Source organism: Pseudomonas sp. B3(2017) (assembly GCF_002113595.1).
Lineage (GTDB): Bacteria > Pseudomonadota > Gammaproteobacteria > Pseudomonadales > Pseudomonadaceae > Aquipseudomonas > Aquipseudomonas ekonensis.
The window spans coordinates 1-16444 of the sequence record NZ_NEIU01000002.1; the positions used below are offsets into that span (position 1 = coordinate 1).

The following is a 16444-nucleotide window of genomic DNA, read 5'->3' on the forward strand; positions in this document are numbered from 1 at the left end:
GTCAGTCTGACTCCACAAACACCCACACGAATTGCTTGATTCAGTTGTTAAAGAGCGGTTGGTCAAGCCTTTCGTCTCAACCGAGGCGCGCATTCTACAGCAGCCTCATTTGCTGTCAAGCGGTTATTTTCAGAAGTTTTCAAAATTTCTTTTTCAACTTCAACCACTTGCGCTTTCGATCTCTCGTCAGCGGGAGGCGAATTCTACAGCGTTGCACGCTGCTGTCAACACCTCTTTTTTTCCGCCTTCGACCGGGAGGATCGAAACACCGAAAGGGCCAAACATCACCGCCCTCTTCGACTCCCTCCGGGCTTCGCTGAACTGAAGCGATCCGCTGCCGAAAACTTCGTAACTCGTTGAATTTCAAGGAGTTTTCCGTTTCGACTGCGCCAGAAGTGGGGCGAATTATAGAGAACTAAAACTCGCCGTCAACCCTTTGTTTCAATCTTATTCAGATTTCAGCGTGATACGCGCAAACGCCTTCTTGCCAGCCTGGCAGACATGGGTCGCACCCAGCACATACATGAAGGAACGATCGACCACCTCACCATCGACACGCACACCGCCAGAACCCAGCAAGTCGCGCGCAACTGCCGAGTTCTTCACCAAGCCTGCCTTATTAAGCACCGCCGCGATCGGCATGTCCTCAGCAGCGGTCAGCTGGATCTCCGGCAAATCCTCCGGCAGCTCGCCATCCTTCATGCGGTTGCCTGCGGCACGATGCGCATTGGCCGCGGCCTCTTCACCATGGAAGCGAGCGACAATCTCTTCTGCCAGCTTGATCTTGATGTCACGCGGATTGGCACCCGCCTCGACATCCGCACGCAAGGCATCGATCTCGTCCATCGAGCGGAAGCTGAGCAGTTCGAAATAACGCCACATCAACGTATCGGGAATGGAAACCAGCTTGCCGTACATGACACCTGGAGCCTCCTGGATACCGACGTAGTTGCCCAGCGACTTGGACATCTTCTTGACGCCGTCCAGCCCCTCGAGCAACGGCATGGTCAGAATGCACTGAGCCTCCTGACCGTAGCCACGCTGCAGCTCACGCCCCATCAACAAGTTGAATTTCTGGTCGGTACCGCCCAGTTCGACATCGGCACGCAAAGCGACCGAGTCGTAGCCCTGAACGAGCGGATAGAGGAACTCATGAATGGCGATCGGCTGATTGGTGGTATAGCGCTTGTCGAAGTCGTCACGCTCGAGCATGCGGGCAACCGTGTACTGCGAAGTCAGGCGAATGAAGTCCGCCGGCCCCATCTGATCCATCCAGGTGGAGTTGAAGGCGACTTCGGTCTTCGCCGGATCCAGAATCTTGAACACCTGACTCTTGTAGGTCTCGGCGTTCTCCAGCACTTGCTCACGGGTCAGCGGCGGACGGGTCGCGCTCTTGCCGCTCGGATCGCCGATCATGCCGGTGAAGTCTCCGATCAAAAAGATCACCTGATGCCCCAGCTCCTGGAACTGGCGCAGCTTATTAATAAGCACGGTGTGCCCCAAGTGCAGATCCGGCGCAGTCGGATCGAAGCCGGCCTTAATACGCAGCGGCTGGCCACGCTTGAGCTTTTCGATCAGCTCGGACTCGACCAACAGTTCTTCCGCACCACGTTTAATCAGCGCTAGCTGCTCTTCAACCGACTTCATAACAGACCCGCAAGGCTCAGATTCAAAGGGAACCAACCATACAAGATCGCGCACCAAATACAAGGTTTGCCCGGCACGCGGACGCCAATCCGCAGGCACGTCGCCCGCAGACTTGCTTCAGAGATGATTTGGTTATATTTTATACAGTTATTTCATCTTCATCATGTCATTCATCTTTTCCAATTCATCTTTTTCAAAGTCAAAAGTCCTTTATGACCACAGAATCGTCTAAAGCGCCGCCGCTTTACCCGAAAACCCACCTGCTGGCCGCAAGTGGAATCGCCGCTCTCCTCAGCCTGGCCCTGCTGGTATTCCCTTCCAGCGATGTTGAAGCCAAAAAGACAACCTTGAGCCTTGAACTGGAAAGTCCTGCTGAACAACTGACACAGGATCAAGACGCCGCCGACGCCGTCCAAGCCACAAGCGAGCCCGTCACTTCCCCTTTCGCACAGATTGAAAACAGCGACGAAACGGCTCCGGAAACCGCCCAGGCGCCCGCCGCCCCTGCCGCGCCGGCCGAAGCAAAGAAGGCCCCGGGCCACAGGGAAGTGGTCGTCGCCAAAGGCGATACGCTTTCCACCCTCTTCGAAAAGGTCGGCCTTCCGGCCGCCGCCGTGCACGAAGTGCTGGCCAGCGACAAGCAAGCCAAGCAATTCAGCCAGCTCAAGCATGGCCAGAAGCTTGAATTCGAACTGAACCCCGAAGGCCAGCTGGTCAACCTGCACAGCAAGGTCAGCGATGTTGAAACCATCACCCTGACCCGCAACGACAAAGGTTTCGCGTTCAACCGCGTCACCGCCAAGCCGACCGTCCGCACCGCTTACGTCCACGGCGTGATCAACAGCTCCCTGTCGCAGTCCGCCGCCCGCGCCGGTCTGTCCCACAGCCTGACCATGGACATGGCCAGCGTATTCGGCTACGACGTCGACTTTGCCCAGGACATCCGTCAGGGCGACGAATTCGACGTGATCTACGAGCAGAAAGTGGTCAACGGCAAAGCCGTGGGCAACGGCCCCATCCTGTCGGCACGCTTCACCAACCGCGGCAAGACCTACACCGCCGTGCGCTACACCAACAAGCAAGGCAACAGCAGCTACTACACCGCTGACGGCAACAGCATGCGCAAGGCGTTCATCCGCACGCCGGTCGACTTCGCCCGCATCAGCTCGAAATTCTCCATGGGCCGCAAGCATCCGATCCTCAACAAGATCCGCGCCCACAAAGGCGTCGACTACGCGGCCCCCCGCGGCACGCCGATCAAGGCAGCCGGCGACGGCAAGGTGCTGCTGGCCGGTCGCCGCGGCGGCTACGGCAACACCGTGATCATCCAGCACGGCAACACCTACCGCACGCTGTACGGCCACATGCAGGGCTTCGCCAAAGGCGTGAAGACCGGCGGAACCGTCAAGCAAGGCCAAGTGATCGGCTACATCGGCACGACCGGCCTGTCCACCGGCCCGCACCTGCACTACGAGTTCCAGGTCAACGGCGTTCACGTCGACCCGCTGGGCCAGAAGCTGCCGATGGCCGACCCGATCGCCAAGTCCGAACGCGCCCGCTTCCTCGCGCAGAGCCAGCCGCTGATGGCGCGCATGGATCAAGAGAAGGCCACCTTGCTGGCCTCGAGCAAGCGTTAAGCCATGGCCCTTTACATCGGCGTGATGTCCGGAACCAGCCTCGACGGTCTGGACATCGCCCTGATCGAACAGACCTCGGCGATCCGCCTGATCGCCACGCACTACCTCCCCATGCCTGAATCCCTGCGCGCCGAGCTGCTTGGCTTGTGCGCCAGCGGCCCCGATGAGATCGCCCGCTCGGCCATTGCCCAGCAGCACTGGGTGACGCTCGCAGCGCAAGGCATTCACACCCTTCTCGAACAGCAGCGGCTCAGCGCCGACGACATCCGCGCAATCGGCAGCCACGGCCAGACCATCCGCCATGAGCCGGCGCGTGGCTTTACGGTGCAGATCGGCAATCCCGCCCTGCTGACCGAGCTGACCGGCATCACGGTGGTCAGCGACTTCCGCAGCCGCGATGTGGCCGCCGGCGGCCAAGGCGCGCCTTTGGTTCCGGCCTTCCATGAAGCGTTGTTTGAGGAGCGTAACGGCAATCGCGCCGTTCTGAATGTCGGCGGTTTCAGCAATCTGAGCCTGATTGAGCCGAACGCACCTGTAGCCGGTTTCGACTGCGGCCCTGGGAATGTGCTGATGGACGCCTGGATCCACCGGCAGCGCGGCGAAAACTATGACCGCAACGGCGAGTGGGCGGCCAGCGGCAGCATAGATCCGGCCCTGCTGGAAGCGTTGCTGAGCGACCCGTTCTTCGCCACTCAGGGCCCGAAAAGCACGGGGCGCGAGGTATTCAACCTGCCTTGGCTGGAGCGACACCTGTCACGCCTGCCGCAGGTTGCGCCAGAGGATGTCCAGGCGACGCTGCTGGAACTGACGGCGCATACCATCGTCCAGTCCCTGCAGGCGGCTCAAACCGAGACGCGGGAGCTTCTGGTCTGCGGCGGCGGCGCCCATAACGCCACACTGATGAAGCGCCTGGCCGAGCGGCTGCCGGACACCACCGTTGCCAGCACAGCGACCCACGGGGTCGACCCCGACTGGGTGGAGGCCATGGCGTTTGCCTGGCTGGCGCATTGCTGTCTCGAAGGCATCACGGCCAATCGCCCGAGCGTCACCGGCGCCCGAGGCTTACGCGTGCTTGGCGCGATCTACCCCAACTGACCGAACCGCAAACAGCAGAACGCCGCAGCTCCGTGAGGAACTGCGGCGTTTTGCTGTTTGCGCAAGAAAAATTCAGATCGAGAACGAAGAGCCGCATCCGCAGGTGGTGGTGGCGTTCGGATTCTTGATCACGAACCGCGAGCCCTCAAGACCTTCCTGGTAATCCACCTCGGCACCGGCCAGGTACTGGAAGCTCATCGGGTCGACCACCAGGCTGACCCCTTCGCGCTCGACGATGGTGTCGTCTTCGGCCACATCCTCATCGAAGGTGAAGCCGTACTGAAAACCTGAACAACCGCCGCCCGTAACGAATACGCGCAGCTTCAAGCGATCATTCCCCTCTTCATCGACCAGGCTCTTCACCTTGTGCGCGGCACCCTGGGTGAATTGCAAAGCCGTGGGGGTGAAGGATTCGACGCTCATGCTGACTATCTCCCGGCGCTAAGCCGTCATATTGCGTGATGACGCGCATTATCCGCTTGTCCTAGAAAATCGGTCAACTATTGTTACGGTATATCAATAAAGCCTTTCACTGGCCCGAATGCGAAAAGGCCCGTGTTCCGGGCCTTTTCGCTGTTCGCAAGGACGTGTTACGGCAGCATGCCGGCATGGGACAGACCCATGCGCTCATCCAGGCCGAACAGAATGTTGAGGTTCTGCACCGCCTGGCCCGACGCGCCCTTGACCAGGTTGTCGATGACCGACAGCACCACTACCAGGTCGCCGTCCTGCGGACGGTGCACGGCGATCCGGCACACGTTGGCGCCGCGCACGCTGCGGGTCTCCGGGTGGCTGCCGGCCGGCATGACGTCGACGAACGGTTCATTGGCGTAACGCTTCTCGAACAGCGCCTGGAGATCCACCGAACGGTCGGTCACGGTTGCGTACAGCGTCGAGTGAATGCCACGGATCATCGGCGTCAGGTGCGGAACGAACGTCAGGCCGACGTCCTTGCCCGCCGCACGGCGCAGCCCCTGGCGGATTTCCGGCAAGTGACGGTGACCTTTCACCGCATAAGCCTTGAAGCTTTCCGACGTCTCGGAGTACAGCGATCCTACAGAGGCACCACGACCGGCACCGCTGATGCCCGACTTGCAGTCGGCGATCAGGTGCGAGGCATCGGCAAGGCCGGCCTCGAGCAAAGGCAGGAACCCCAGCTGCGTGGCGGTCGGGTAGCAACCCGGCACCGCGATCAGGCGCGCCTTGCGGATCTGCTCACGATTGACTTCCGGCAGACCGTAGACTGCCTCGTCCAACAGTTCCGGCGCGCCGTGCGGCTGGCCGTACCACTTGGCCCACTCGTCGGCGTCCTGCAGGCGGAAGTCCGCCGACAGGTCGATGACCTTGGTGCCGGCGGCCAGCAGTTCACCCGCCAAGGCGTGGGCGACACCGTGGGGCGTGGCGAAGAACACCACATCGCAGGCGCCCAGGGTCTTGATGTCCGGAACGCTGAACGCCAGACCGTCGTAATGGCCGCGCAGGTTCGGGTACATGTCGGCGACGGCCATGCCGGCCTCGGATCGGGAAGTGATGACCACCACCTCTGCCTGCGGATGCTGCGCCAGCAGACGCAACAGTTCGACACCCGTGTAACCCGTGCCGCCGACGATACCGACCTTGACCATGAACCTGCCCTCAACGAACCCACTGGAAAGCCGTCGATAATAGGGGCCGCGCGCCCCTGCGACAACCGTCAAGGTGACGTGCGGCCGCCCGAGCCTCTACTATCCGGCTACCGTGAACCTGGGAATCAATCCAATGCTCTATCTGTGGCTCAAAGCGTTTCATATCGTCAGCGTGGTCTGCTGGTTTGCCGGGCTGTTTTACCTGCCGCGGCTGTTCGTCTATCACGCGCAAAGCGAGGACGCCGTCAGCAAGGAACGGTTCAGCGTCATGGAGCGCAAGCTGTACCGCGGCATCATGGGGCCTTCGATGATCGCCGTGCTGATCTTCGGCGGCTGGCTGATCAGCCTCAACCCGAGCGCCTATTTCACCCAAGGCGGGTGGATGCACGCCAAGCTCACGCTGGTCGCCCTTCTGATCGGCTATCACCATGTGTGCGGCGCGTACGTCAAACGCTTCGCCCGTGGCGAAAACACCCGCAGCCATGTCTTTTATCGCTGGTTCAATGAAGTGCCAGTTCTGATACTGCTTGTTATTGTAATTCTGGTCGTGGTTCGGCCGTTTTAACCTTCATAAGCACAACTCATCGGGGGATGTCCCATGTCGCTGCCCGCTTTGCTCGACCAACGCTTGCGCCTGCCCGTCGTGGCCGCGCCGATGTTCCTGATTTCCAACCCGGATCTGGTGCTAGCCTGTTGCCGCAATGGCGTGGTCGGCAGCTTCCCCGCGCTGAACCAGCGCGAAAGCAGCGGCTTCAAGGCCTGGTTGGAACAGATCGAGGCGGGCCTGGCGCTCATGGAAAACCCGGCGCCGTATGCGGTGAACCTGATCGTCCACCCCACCAACCCGAGGCTGCAGGCGGATCTGAACATCTGCGTCGAACACCAGGTGCCGATCGTCATCACAAGTCTGGGCGCGGTCAAGGAAGTGGTCGATGCCGTCCACAGCTACGGCGGCCTGGTGTTCCACGATGTGACCACCCGCCGCCACGCGGAGAAAGCCGCCGAGGCCGGTGTCGACGGTCTGATCGCCGTAGCGGCGGGCGCCGGCGGCCATGCCGGCACCTGGAGCCCGTTCTCGCTGATCGCGGAGATCCGTCAGTTCTTCGACAAAACCCTGCTGCTCGCAGGATGCCTGAACCACGGGCATGAGATTCTTGCTGCCCAAGTGCTGGGCGCGGATTTGGCCTACTTCGGCACCCGATTTATCGGCACCACCGAAAGTCACGCGCCTGACGCATACAAGGACATGCTGCTGACTGCCAAAGCGGCGGACATCATCCATACTCCTGCCGTGTCGGGCGTACCGGCCAGCTTCATGCGCCAGAGCCTGGAGGCCGCCGGCTTCGACATGGCGGCCCTGCAGGGCAAGGGCGACGTGAACTTCGGCGAAAAGCTCAAGCCCCTCAGCGATGAGGCCAAGGCCTGGAAAACCGTCTGGTCGGCGGGCCAGGGCGTAGGCGGAATCAAGGATCTGCCGAGCGTGGAGCAACTGGTGGCCCGCCTGGACAGCGAGTATCGCCAGGCACTGGCGCACGCGGCGCAGTTGCCGAACCGCTGGCCACGCTGAGAAAAAGGCCAGCCGATCCGCGGCCGGCCTTACACTCACCGACTGCGACACCCCACTTCAATCCATCTCGCGACAAGGATGCCCGGCCATGAGCGAAACCCGTTACAAGATCATGTTCGACGGCGCTCTGCAGCCCGGAGTCGACATCACCACCGCCAAGCTCAACCTGGCGGATCTTTTCAAGAGCGATGTCGCCGCCATCGAGCGGCTGTTCAACGGGCGCACCGTCGCACTCAAGCGCGACCTGTCCCACAGCGATGCGCAGGTTTACCTGCAGGCACTGGGCAAGACCGGCATCGAAGCCCGGATCGAGCCCGAAACCACGGTCGAACTGAACCTGGCGGACGTGCACGAACAGGCGCCCGCTCAGGCGGAACCGGATTCGCCCTACGCCCCGCCCCGGGCCGACGTCGGCGACCGCCTCCCCGAGTTCGCCACCCTCAAGCCGTTCAGTGTCGAAGGCCGGATCGGCCGCCTGCGTTTCCTGGCCTGGACGATGGTGTTGAGCCTGGTGACCCTGCCGATCATCGGCATCTTTGCGTTCATCGGGCTGGGCCTGGTCAGCACGGACTCCACCACCGGGCTGATCATCGGCGGCATCGTCGCGTTCTTTCTGTTCCTGGCCTTCAGCCTCGTCAGCATCCTGTTCAGCGTGCAGCGCCTGCATGACATCGGCTGGTCCGGCTGGCTCTGGCTGCTGAACCTAGTGCCGTTCGTGGGCAGCATTTTTCCGCTGGTGATGATGGCCATGCCGGGCAACGACGGCGCCAACCGCTATGGCCCGCCGCCACCGCCCAACACCACGGCGGTCAAGGTGCTGTGCTCGCTGTGGATCGTGTTCGTCGGGCTCATCTTCGCGGGCGCGATGGTCGGCGGTATTTCGGCGATCCAGGAGGAGTACGAAACCAGCCTGGAAAGCAGCTACGAAAGCGGCTCGGTGACCACCGACGAGATCGACGCCGTGGCCGAACCGGCAACGATTTCCGAGGACGAAGCAGCCGAAGCGGCCCCGCCCCCTGTAGACTCTGGCAAAGAATGAACAGCGCTCCGGCCCGCGACACCTGCGTCGCCGGCCGGAGCTGTTGCGATGGAGAACTGCATGACCCGTTACGCTCTGATCACCGGCGCCTCCAGCGGCATCGGCCTGGCCATGGCCGAAGCCCTTGCCCGCCGCGGCCGCAGCCTGATCCTGGTGGCCCGACAGCGTGATCAGCTGGAAAGCATTGCGATCGAACTGACCCAGCGCTTCGGCGTCGAGGTGCTGTTCCGCGCCTGCGATCTGGGCGAACCCTTGCGCCTGTCCGGCTTCCTGCTGGAACTGGAAGAAGGCGACCGGCAGATCGATCTGCTGGTGAACTGCGCCGGCATCGGCACCTGCGGGCCGTTCCTGGCCCAGGACTGGATGACCGAGCAGGACCTGATCGAGGTGAACATCCTCGCCCTCACCCGCCTCTGCCACGCCATCGGCAACAGCATGGCGCTGCAGGGCGGCGGGCAGATCCTCAACGTCGCCTCGGTCGCGGCGTTCAACCCCGGCCCGTGGATGAGCACCTACTACGCCAGCAAGGCGTATGTGCTGCACTTCTCCGAAGCACTGCGGGTCGAGCTGAAGAAGTGCGCGGTGAAGGTCTCGGTGCTCTGCCCGGGGCCGACCCGTACGGCGTTCTTCCGCACCGCCCAACTGAACGACGGAAAGCTCAACGACAGCCGGCTGCTGATGAGCCCGGAAGAGGTCGCGCTGTACACCGTGCGCGCCCTGGAGAAGAACCGCGCGATCATCATCCCCGGCCGGATGAACCGCTGGTTCGCCTTCCTGCCGCGCCTCGGCTCGCGCTGGCTCAACCGCACCGTCACCGGCATGGTCAACAAGGCTTACTGCCCGCGCTGAAAGGCCGGCAGGCAAACGGCTGGGCGCGGTGAACCCGCATGGGTACACTCGACCCGCCCCACACAACGGAGAAAACAGCTGTGGATACTCTGTTCACCAAGATCATCAACCGGGAGATCCCGGCGAAGATCATCTACGAGGACGACCAGGTCCTGGCCTTCCACGACATCGCCCCACAGGCGCCGGTGCATTTTCTGGTGATCCCGAAAAAACCGGTGCGCACCCTCAACGACCTGACCGAAGACGACAAGGCACTGGCCGGGCACATCCTGTTCACCGCCCAGCGCCTGGCGCTGGAGCTGGGTTGCGAGGAAGGCTTCCGGGTGGTGATGAACTGCAATGAAAAGGGCGGACAGACCGTCTACCACATTCATATGCATGTGCTCGGTCAGCGTCAGATGAACTGGCCGCCGGGCTGAGTCTTTCCGCGGGAGGGGGCTTGCCCGCTCCCGCCGAAGTCTCCATCCCCTCTGAGTCACGATGACCCAGCGCAATCCTTCTCGGGCCGATTCGGTTAAACTGGCCGCCGAGATTCCCCCCGGAGGTCAGCATGACTACCCAACGTCACTACTCGCCCATTGACCGTCTTCTGCTGCAAGCCGATGCCGCCATGCGCACCTTGCTGCCGTTCAGCGGCCAGCCGCATCGCCCGTCGCCGGCCATCGTGCAGCCCGATGCGCAGATGAGCGACGAAGACACCCGCCATGTCGCCGGCCTGATGCGCATCAACCACACCGGCGAGGTCTGCGCCCAGGCGCTGTACCAGGGCCAGGCGCTCACCGCCAAGCTGCCGCAGGTGCGCGAAGCGATGGAGCATGCCGCCGAAGAAGAGATCGACCACCTGGTGTGGTGCGAGCAACGTATCCATCAGCTGGGCAGCCACACCAGCGTGCTCAACCCCTTGTTCTACGGCATGTCGTTCGGCATCGGCGCCGTGGCCGGACTGATCAGCGACAAGGTCAGCCTCGGATTCGTCGCGGCGACCGAACATCAGGTGTGCAAGCACTTGAACGAGCACCTGGAGCAACTGCCCGCCGAGGACGAAAAGTCCCGGGCGATCCTGGAGCAGATGCGCGTCGATGAGGAACACCATGCCGAAAGCGCGCTGCAGGCCGGCGGCTTCCGCTTCCCGGCGCCGGTGAAGTTCGGGATGAGCCTGCTGGCGAAGGTGATGACCAAGAGCACCTACCGGATCTGAACGCCTCCACAATAAAAAAGGCGACTGCCCCGGGGCAGTCGCCTTTTTTTGTGCTCGGGGATCTCAGCTCGGCATGTTGCGGGCGTAGAAGATCTCCAGCATTTCGTGTTTCACACGCTCGGTCACCTGGGCACGCTGCTCGGCCGACAGGTTGCTGGTGGCGTCGCCGAACAGGTAGTTGTCCAGTTCGAAGTTCTTCAGCAGCATTTTGGTGTGGAACAGGTTTTCCTGGTACACGTTCACGTCGGTCATCTGGTACGCGTCGCGGGTGTCTTCGGAGAGATAGTTCTGGATCGAGTTGATCTCGTGGTCGATGAAGTGCTTGTTGCCTTCGACGTCACGGGTGAAGCCGCGCACACGGTAATCCACGGTCACGATGTCCGAATCGAACTGGTGAATCAGGAAGTTGAGCGCTTTGAGCGGTGAAATCACGCCGCAGGTCGACACGTCGATGTCCACACGGAACGTCGCGATACCGTCGTCCGGATGGATTTCCGGATAGGTGTGCACCGTGATGTGGCTCTTGTCGAGGTGGGCGAGGATGATCTCGGGCAGCGGGCCCGGAGACTCTTCGATCTGACTCTCGGTCGGGGTCACCGGCTCTTCGGAGATCAGGATCGTGACGCTGGCGCCTTGTGGCTCGTAGTCCTGACTGGCGATGTTCAGGATGTTGGCACCAATGATATCGACAACTTCCGTGAGGATCTGCGTCAGGCGCTTCGCGTTGTACTCTTTGTTGATGTACTCGACGTAGGCCTGCTGGTCTTGCGGGGTTTCCGCGTAGCAGATGTCATAGATGTTGAAGCTCAAGGTCTTTGTCAGGTTATTGAACCCGTGGAGCTTGAGTTTGCTTTTCACCGTTGAAAACTCTCTATGTATGCGGCACGGCCGCGTGATCAAGCATGCCCGTCAAGTGCGAACGACGCACCTGCGTAGGACGGTTAACACCTCTTCGCGATGGCGATTTTGGTTATCTGTTCAGGCGGATGACCCGTCGGCAGACCGGTCACAGCCCTGAAAAAAGTGGCGCATTATGCAGACGTCGGCGGGGGATCGCCAGAGTCTGCACTGCTTTTATGATAGTTGAATGTCGGCTCAGCCGAGCTCGACGATCTCGTAGTCGTGGGTGATGGCCACACCGGCCGCGCCCAGCATGATCGAGGCCGAGCAGTACTTCTCGGCGGACAGCTCGATGGCGCGCTTGACCTGGGCTTCCTTCAGGCCGCGGCCCTTGACCACGAAATGCATGTGGATCTTGGTGAAGACCTTCGGGTCTTCGGTCGCGCGTTCGGCGTCCAGGAACGCTTCGCAGCTCTCGACGGCCTGGCGGGCCTTCTTCAGGATGCTGACCACGTCGAAATTGCTGCAGCCGCCGACGCCCAGCAAGAGCATCTCCATCGGGCGGACACCCAGGTTGCGGCCACCGGCCTCCGGCGGACCGTCCATGACCACGACATGGCCGCTGCCGGATTCGCCGAGGAACATGGCTTCGCCAGCCCATTGGATGCGTGCCTTCATCGCCAAGACTCCACTGTAGAAAAAAGGGCCGCCAGCTTAGCACAGGGCTACGCTTTGACAGCGACTGCCATTCCTAGGACGGATACGGCCATGACGTAGGTAAATTCTCGAATCTTCAAGGAAGTGTCTGGTAAGCTGGCGCCAAATCACTGACGCCCGGTCGACCTGTCAACGACCGCTCTCGGCGCCTCATAAAAAAATCAAACATAACCGTGCAGTCTTTTCGGGATACAACCATGGTTGGTATTACCCCCACCCCCAAAATCAAGAACCTCGACAAGCTGTTGATGCATTGCCAGCGCCGCCGCCATGCGGCCAAGAGCAACATCATCTGCGCCGGCGACCGTTCCGACACGCTGTACTTCATCATCAAGGGTTCGGTGACGATCCTGATCGAGGATGACGACGGCCGGGAGATGATCATCGCCTACCTCAACGCCGGGGACTTCTTCGGCGAACTGGGGCTGTTCGAACAGGCCGGCCAGGAACAGGAGCGCAGCGCCTGGGTGCGGGCCAAGGTCGAATGCGAAGTCGCGGAAATCAGCTACGCGAAATTCCGCGAACTGTCGCAACAGGATCCGGACATTCTTTACGTGCTCAGCGGACAAATCGCACAACGCCTGCGCAACACCACACGCAAGGTCGGCGACTTGGCGTTCTTCGACGTGACCGGCCGCGTGGCCCGCTGCCTGCTGGAACTGTGCAAGCAGCCCGATGCGATGACCCACCCGGACGGTATGCAGATCAAGGTGACACGTCAGGAAATCGGGCGGATCGTCGGCTGCTCGCGGGAGATGGTCGGCCGGGTGCTCAAGGATCTCGAGGACCGCAACCTGGTGGACGTGAAAGGCAAGACCATGGTGGTCTTCGGGACACGCTGAGCCCGCAGGCTCAAGCGTAGATTTGCGCCAGCATTGCCCGCAAGAGCACGTCGAGCCGCGCCAAGGCCTGCGCATCCGGAAATTTCTCATGCAGCGCAATGTGGCTTTGCACACGCACCCGCTGCTCCAGCCCGCAGGCTTCGTTGAAGCGGTTGACGGCCGCGACCATCGACTCACGTTCGTCATCCATCAGCATCGCCCCGTGCACCAGCCCCACCGGCCGCTGACCGCCCTGACTCTGGCGCCAGCGCTGGGCGGTGCCGACCATCTTGCGTCCGTCGAGGTTGACGTTGAACCGGCCGTCGCAGAACGCACCGTCGATCTCGCCCAGGGAAGACATGCCACCCAACTCATCCAACAGCTGGCATATCGGATCGCACAAACGCCGATAGCCGGTCTCGATCCGGTTCAGGTCGCCCTCACTGCGCGGCGGCGCGTACACCAGTGCGATGTTGACGGTCGAGGCCGACTGCGGCACCGGTTCGCCGCCGGTTTCCCGCAGCAGCACGGGCCAGCCGGCCGCGGCCGACACTTCGCAGGCCCGATCGAAACCGGGCAGGCGGTTGAGGCGGCGCGGCATGACCAGCGCCCGGTCGCTCGGCTGCCAGAACAGCAGGCCGCATTCGGAATCGCCGGCGCAGACGGAGGCCAGCAAGTCCTGTTCGGCTTGCAGTCCGGATTCAATGGTCAGGGAGGTGGGGATCATAAGGTTTCCATGGGACTTGCGGTCTGAGGTGAATCTTATGCCGCCTTCGCGGGCAAGCCCGCTCCCACAGGGACAGCGCAAAACCTGTAGGAGCGAGCCTGCTCGCGAAAAGCTTGACTGGACGAACGGAAAATCAGTCGAGGGTCGAACCGCTCACCGGAACGCCGCGTTCCGGGAAGAACAGGCGCTGCAGCTCGGTGCCCGGGCTTTCGGCACGCATGAACGCTTCGCCGACCAGGAACGCGTAAACGTCGCTGATTTCCATCAGTTCGACGTCGGCGCGGTTGAGGATGCCGCTCTCAGTGATCACCAGGCGGTCGCGCGGGATGCGCGGCAGCAGGTCGAGGGTGGTTTCCAGGCTGACATCGAACGTGTGCAGGTTGCGGTTGTTGATCCCCACCAGCGGCGTGTCGAGGGTCTTCAGCGCGCGCTCCAGCTCATCGCCGTCGTGGACTTCCACCAGCACGTCGAGGCCGACGTCCTTGGCGACCGACGCCAGCTCCTTCATTTTCACGTCATCCAGGGCGGAGACGATCAGCAGCACGCAGTCGGCGCCCAGGGCCCGGGCTTCGACGATCTGGTACGGATCGATCATGAAGTCCTTGCGGATCACCGGCAGCGCACAGGCCGCGCGGGCCTGCTGCAGGTAGGCGTCGGCGCCCTGGAAGTAGTCGATGTCGGTCAGCACCGACAGGCAGGTCGCCCCGCCCTTCTCGTAGCTCTTGGCGATGTCGGCGGGCACGAAGTTCTCCCGGATCACGCCCTTGCTCGGCGAAGCCTTCTTGATCTCGGCAATCACCGCCGGCTGTTTCTTCTTGGCCTGCGCCAGCAGCGCGCCGGCAAATCCGCGGGGTGCATCGGCCGTCCTGGCCAGGCTTTCCAGCTCGCTCAGGCTCACACGGGCGCTGCGCTCGGCGACTTCCTGAAACTTGCGGGCCAGAATGTTTTCCAGAACCGTCGGTACACTCATCCCTCATTCTCCACTTTGAATACCGCGGTAAAGGCGCCCAGCTCCTCGAGCTTCTCCCGAGCGAGGCCGGTGTGCAGGGCGTCGTGCGCAAGCGCCACGCCCTCTTTCAGGCTGCTGGCCAGGTCGGCGGCGTACAGCGCCGCACCGGCGTTAAGCACAATCATTTCAGCGGCTTTCTGGCCGCTCTCGGTCTTGCGCTTGCCCAGCGCATCGCGGATCAGCGCCAGCGACGCTTCCGGGCCTTCGACCGACAGGCCGTGCAGGCTCTGGCTCTTCATGCCCAGGTCTTCCGGCTCGACCCAGTATTCGCTGATCTGGCCATCCTTCAGCTCGGCGACGAAGGTCGGCGCCGCAAGGCTGAACTCGTCCAGGCCGTCCTTCGAATGCACCACCAGTACATGCTTGCTGCCCAGGCGCTGCAAGACTTCGGCCAGCGGCCGGCACAAGGCCGGCGTGAACACGCCCACCACCTGATGCTTCACACCGGCCGGATTCGTAAGCGGGCCGAGCATGTTGAACAGGGTGCGCAGGCCGAGGTCGCGGCGCGGGCCGGCGGCATGCTTCATCGCTTTGTGGTGGGTCTGGGCGAACATGAAGCCGATGCCGACGTTGTCGATGCAGCGGGCCACTTGGGTCGGGGTCAGGTTCAGGTAGATGCCGGCGGCTTCCAGCAGGTCGGCGCTGCCGCTCTTGCCCGACACCGCGCGGTTGCCGTGCTTGGCCACGGTGCAGCCGGCCGCCGCGACGACGAACGACGAGGCGGTGGAGACGTTGAAGATGTTGGCGCCGTCGCCGCCGGTGCCCACCACATCCACCACGCGGTCGAGGGTCTTGAGTTCGACCTTGTCCGCCAGCTCGCGCATGACCGAGACCGCGCCGACGATCTCGTCGATGCTCTCGCTCTTCATGCGCATGGCCATCATGAACGCGCCGATCTGCGCGTCGGTGCATTGGCCGGTCATGATCTCGCGCATCACATCGCGCATTTCATCGGTGCTGAGGTCGAGGTGGTCGACGATGCGGCTCAGGGCTGTCTTGATGTTCATGAGAGGTCCTTAGCGCACGCCGCCGGTCTGTTTGAGGAAGTTGGCGAACAGTTCATGGCCCTGTTCGGTCAGGATCGATTCCGGGTGGAACTGCACGCCTTCGATGTTCAGGGTCTTGTGGCGCAGGCCCATGATCTCGTCCACCGAGCCGTCCTCGCGCTGCGTCCAGGCGGTCAGTTCCAGGCAGTCGGGCAAGGTCTCGCGCTTGACGATCAAGGAATGATAGCGGGTGACGGTCAACGGCCGGTTCAGGCCTGCGAACACGCCCTTGTCCTCGTGGAATACCGGGCTAGTCTTACCGTGCATCACCTGGCGGGCACGCACCACGTCACCGCCGAAGGCTTGGCCGATGGACTGGTGCCCGAGGCAGACGCCGAGGATCGGCAGCTTGCCGGCGAAGTGCTTGATCGCCTCGATGGAGACGCCGGCTTCGGTCGGGGTGCAGGGGCCCGGGGACACCACGATGCGCTCCGGGTTGAGCGCTTCGATCTGGGCGACGGTCAGTTCGTCGTTGCGCACGACCTTGACCTCGGCCCCCAGTTCGCCGAGGTATTGCACAACGTTGTAGGTAAAGGAGTCGTAGTTGTCGATCATCAGCAACATGGCGTTTCGAACCTCTTGAATTCTGGCTTGGAGACAGCCTTCGAACGGTTTGCCCGCAGGGCG

At 62.2% G+C, this 16444-nt stretch carries 18 protein-coding genes; 9 read left to right on the top strand and 9 right to left on the bottom strand.

Going from position 1 to position 16444, the window contains the following annotated elements; all coding sequences use genetic code 11:
- Window positions 1-447 precede the first annotated feature (447 nt).
- The gene (gene tyrS, locus CAG33_RS02650; protein WP_085586204.1) at window positions 448-1647 is read right to left on the bottom strand and encodes a tyrosine--tRNA ligase; all 1200 of its coding nucleotides are present in this window, start codon (window positions 1645-1647) and stop codon (window positions 448-450) included.
- 212 nt (window positions 1648-1859) lie between these two features.
- Between tyrS and CAG33_RS02655 the strand changes: the two genes are divergently transcribed.
- Both CAG33_RS02655 and CAG33_RS02660 read left to right on the top strand, forming a co-directional pair.
- Window positions 1860-3284, top strand: coding sequence for a peptidoglycan DD-metalloendopeptidase family protein (locus CAG33_RS02655; RefSeq protein WP_085586206.1), 1425 nt, complete (start codon window positions 1860-1862; stop codon window positions 3282-3284).
- 3 nt (window positions 3285-3287) lie between these two features.
- On the top strand, window positions 3288-4379 hold the full coding sequence (locus tag CAG33_RS02660) for an anhydro-N-acetylmuramic acid kinase (protein WP_085636803.1): 1092 nt from the start codon (window positions 3288-3290) through the stop codon (window positions 4377-4379).
- Between the two features lie 72 nt (window positions 4380-4451).
- On the opposite strand, the gene erpA is transcribed toward CAG33_RS02660, so the two are convergent.
- Both erpA and argC read right to left on the bottom strand, forming a co-directional pair.
- A complete protein-coding gene (erpA, locus tag CAG33_RS02665; RefSeq protein ID WP_003228776.1) occupies window positions 4452-4802 on the bottom strand; it encodes an iron-sulfur cluster insertion protein ErpA in 351 nt (116 codons plus the stop codon).
- Between the two features lie 167 nt (window positions 4803-4969).
- A complete protein-coding gene (argC, locus tag CAG33_RS02670) occupies window positions 4970-6004 on the bottom strand; it encodes an N-acetyl-gamma-glutamyl-phosphate reductase (protein ID WP_085586210.1) in 1035 nt (344 codons plus the stop codon).
- Between the two features lie 133 nt (window positions 6005-6137).
- Here argC and hemJ point away from each other — a divergent pair, with 133 nt between their 5' ends.
- The 6 genes from hemJ to coq7 all read left to right on the top strand — a co-directional run bounded on the left by hemJ (window position 6138) and on the right by coq7 (window position 10657).
- The gene (gene hemJ / locus CAG33_RS02675; RefSeq protein ID WP_085586212.1) at window positions 6138-6569 is read left to right on the top strand and encodes a protoporphyrinogen oxidase HemJ; all 432 of its coding nucleotides are present in this window, start codon (window positions 6138-6140) and stop codon (window positions 6567-6569) included.
- A gap of 33 nt (window positions 6570-6602) precedes the next feature.
- The gene (locus CAG33_RS02680) at window positions 6603-7571 is read left to right on the top strand and encodes a nitronate monooxygenase family protein (RefSeq protein ID WP_085629920.1); all 969 of its coding nucleotides are present in this window, start codon (window positions 6603-6605) and stop codon (window positions 7569-7571) included.
- Between the two features lie 88 nt (window positions 7572-7659).
- Complete coding sequence (locus CAG33_RS02685; RefSeq protein ID WP_085636806.1) at window positions 7660-8610, top strand: DUF805 domain-containing protein; 951 nt, start codon at window positions 7660-7662, stop codon at window positions 8608-8610.
- 60 nt (window positions 8611-8670) lie between these two features.
- Entirely contained in the window at window positions 8671-9459 is a 789-nt protein-coding gene (locus CAG33_RS02690; protein WP_085586350.1) for an SDR family oxidoreductase, read from the top strand.
- 80 nt (window positions 9460-9539) lie between these two features.
- Window positions 9540-9878: a histidine triad nucleotide-binding protein gene (locus tag CAG33_RS02695; RefSeq protein WP_003228789.1), complete on the top strand. Its 339-nt coding sequence runs from the start codon at window positions 9540-9542 to the stop codon at window positions 9876-9878.
- A 131-nt stretch (window positions 9879-10009) separates the two neighbouring features.
- Window positions 10010-10657: a 2-polyprenyl-3-methyl-6-methoxy-1,4-benzoquinone monooxygenase gene (coq7, locus tag CAG33_RS02700; RefSeq protein ID WP_085586218.1), complete on the top strand. Its 648-nt coding sequence runs from the start codon at window positions 10010-10012 to the stop codon at window positions 10655-10657.
- A 63-nt stretch (window positions 10658-10720) separates the two neighbouring features.
- Here coq7 and speD read toward each other — a convergent pair whose 3' ends face one another.
- Entirely contained in the window at window positions 10721-11515 is a 795-nt protein-coding gene (gene speD / locus CAG33_RS02705) for an adenosylmethionine decarboxylase (protein WP_085586220.1), read from the bottom strand.
- A 237-nt stretch (window positions 11516-11752) separates the two neighbouring features.
- Window positions 11753-12175 (bottom strand): OsmC family protein, encoded by a 423-nt coding sequence (locus CAG33_RS02710; protein ID WP_085586222.1) that lies wholly within the window; start codon window positions 12173-12175, stop codon window positions 11753-11755.
- A 236-nt stretch (window positions 12176-12411) separates the two neighbouring features.
- Here CAG33_RS02710 and crp point away from each other — a divergent pair, with 236 nt between their 5' ends.
- Complete coding sequence (gene crp / locus CAG33_RS02715) at window positions 12412-13056, top strand: cAMP-activated global transcriptional regulator CRP (RefSeq protein WP_085586224.1); 645 nt, start codon at window positions 12412-12414, stop codon at window positions 13054-13056.
- Window positions 13057-13066: 10 nt separating this feature from the next.
- On the opposite strand, the gene CAG33_RS02720 is transcribed toward crp, so the two are convergent.
- From CAG33_RS02720 to CAG33_RS02735, 4 genes are all read right to left on the bottom strand, one after another.
- Window positions 13067-13762, bottom strand: coding sequence for a lipoate--protein ligase family protein (locus CAG33_RS02720; protein ID WP_085636809.1), 696 nt, complete (start codon window positions 13760-13762; stop codon window positions 13067-13069).
- Between the two features lie 133 nt (window positions 13763-13895).
- The gene (gene trpC, locus CAG33_RS02725; RefSeq protein WP_085586228.1) at window positions 13896-14732 is read right to left on the bottom strand and encodes an indole-3-glycerol phosphate synthase TrpC; all 837 of its coding nucleotides are present in this window, start codon (window positions 14730-14732) and stop codon (window positions 13896-13898) included.
- Entirely contained in the window at window positions 14729-15778 is a 1050-nt protein-coding gene (trpD, locus tag CAG33_RS02730; RefSeq protein WP_085586230.1) for an anthranilate phosphoribosyltransferase, read from the bottom strand. Before trpD ends, trpC begins: the two co-directional genes overlap by 4 nt.
- Window positions 15779-15787: 9 nt before the next feature.
- Window positions 15788-16381: an aminodeoxychorismate/anthranilate synthase component II gene (locus CAG33_RS02735; RefSeq protein WP_085636812.1), complete on the bottom strand. Its 594-nt coding sequence runs from the start codon at window positions 16379-16381 to the stop codon at window positions 15788-15790.
- Window positions 16382-16444: the final 63 nt, after the last annotated feature.

What these genes read in the sequence shown, in the direction of transcription:
- CAG33_RS02660 (WP_085636803.1), top strand. Translation starts at nt 3,288, where the DNA reads ATGGCCCTTTACATCGGCGTGATGTCCGGAACCAGCCTCGACGGTCTG.
- CAG33_RS02710 (WP_085586222.1), bottom strand. Translation starts at nt 12,175, where the DNA reads ATGAAGGCACGCATCCAATGGGCTGGCGAAGCCATGTTCCTCGGCGAA.
- erpA (WP_003228776.1), bottom strand. Translation starts at nt 4,802, where the DNA reads ATGAGCGTCGAATCCTTCACCCCCACGGCTTTGCAATTCACCCAGGGT.
- CAG33_RS02680 (WP_085629920.1), top strand. Translation starts at nt 6,603, where the DNA reads ATGTCGCTGCCCGCTTTGCTCGACCAACGCTTGCGCCTGCCCGTCGTG.
- argC (WP_085586210.1), bottom strand. Translation starts at nt 6,004, where the DNA reads ATGGTCAAGGTCGGTATCGTCGGCGGCACGGGTTACACGGGTGTCGAA.
- trpC (WP_085586228.1), bottom strand. Translation starts at nt 14,732, where the DNA reads ATGAGTGTACCGACGGTTCTGGAAAACATTCTGGCCCGCAAGTTTCAG.
- hemJ (WP_085586212.1), top strand. Translation starts at nt 6,138, where the DNA reads ATGCTCTATCTGTGGCTCAAAGCGTTTCATATCGTCAGCGTGGTCTGC.
- CAG33_RS02735 (WP_085636812.1), bottom strand. Translation starts at nt 16,381, where the DNA reads ATGTTGCTGATGATCGACAACTACGACTCCTTTACCTACAACGTTGTG.
- trpD (WP_085586230.1), bottom strand. Translation starts at nt 15,778, where the DNA reads ATGAACATCAAGACAGCCCTGAGCCGCATCGTCGACCACCTCGACCTC.
- coq7 (WP_085586218.1), top strand. Translation starts at nt 10,010, where the DNA reads ATGACTACCCAACGTCACTACTCGCCCATTGACCGTCTTCTGCTGCAA.
- crp (WP_085586224.1), top strand. Translation starts at nt 12,412, where the DNA reads ATGGTTGGTATTACCCCCACCCCCAAAATCAAGAACCTCGACAAGCTG.
- CAG33_RS02685 (WP_085636806.1), top strand. Translation starts at nt 7,660, where the DNA reads ATGAGCGAAACCCGTTACAAGATCATGTTCGACGGCGCTCTGCAGCCC.
- CAG33_RS02690 (WP_085586350.1), top strand. Translation starts at nt 8,671, where the DNA reads ATGACCCGTTACGCTCTGATCACCGGCGCCTCCAGCGGCATCGGCCTG.
- tyrS (WP_085586204.1), bottom strand. Translation starts at nt 1,647, where the DNA reads ATGAAGTCGGTTGAAGAGCAGCTAGCGCTGATTAAACGTGGTGCGGAA.
- CAG33_RS02655 (WP_085586206.1), top strand. Translation starts at nt 1,860, where the DNA reads ATGACCACAGAATCGTCTAAAGCGCCGCCGCTTTACCCGAAAACCCAC.
- CAG33_RS02720 (WP_085636809.1), bottom strand. Translation starts at nt 13,762, where the DNA reads ATGATCCCCACCTCCCTGACCATTGAATCCGGACTGCAAGCCGAACAG.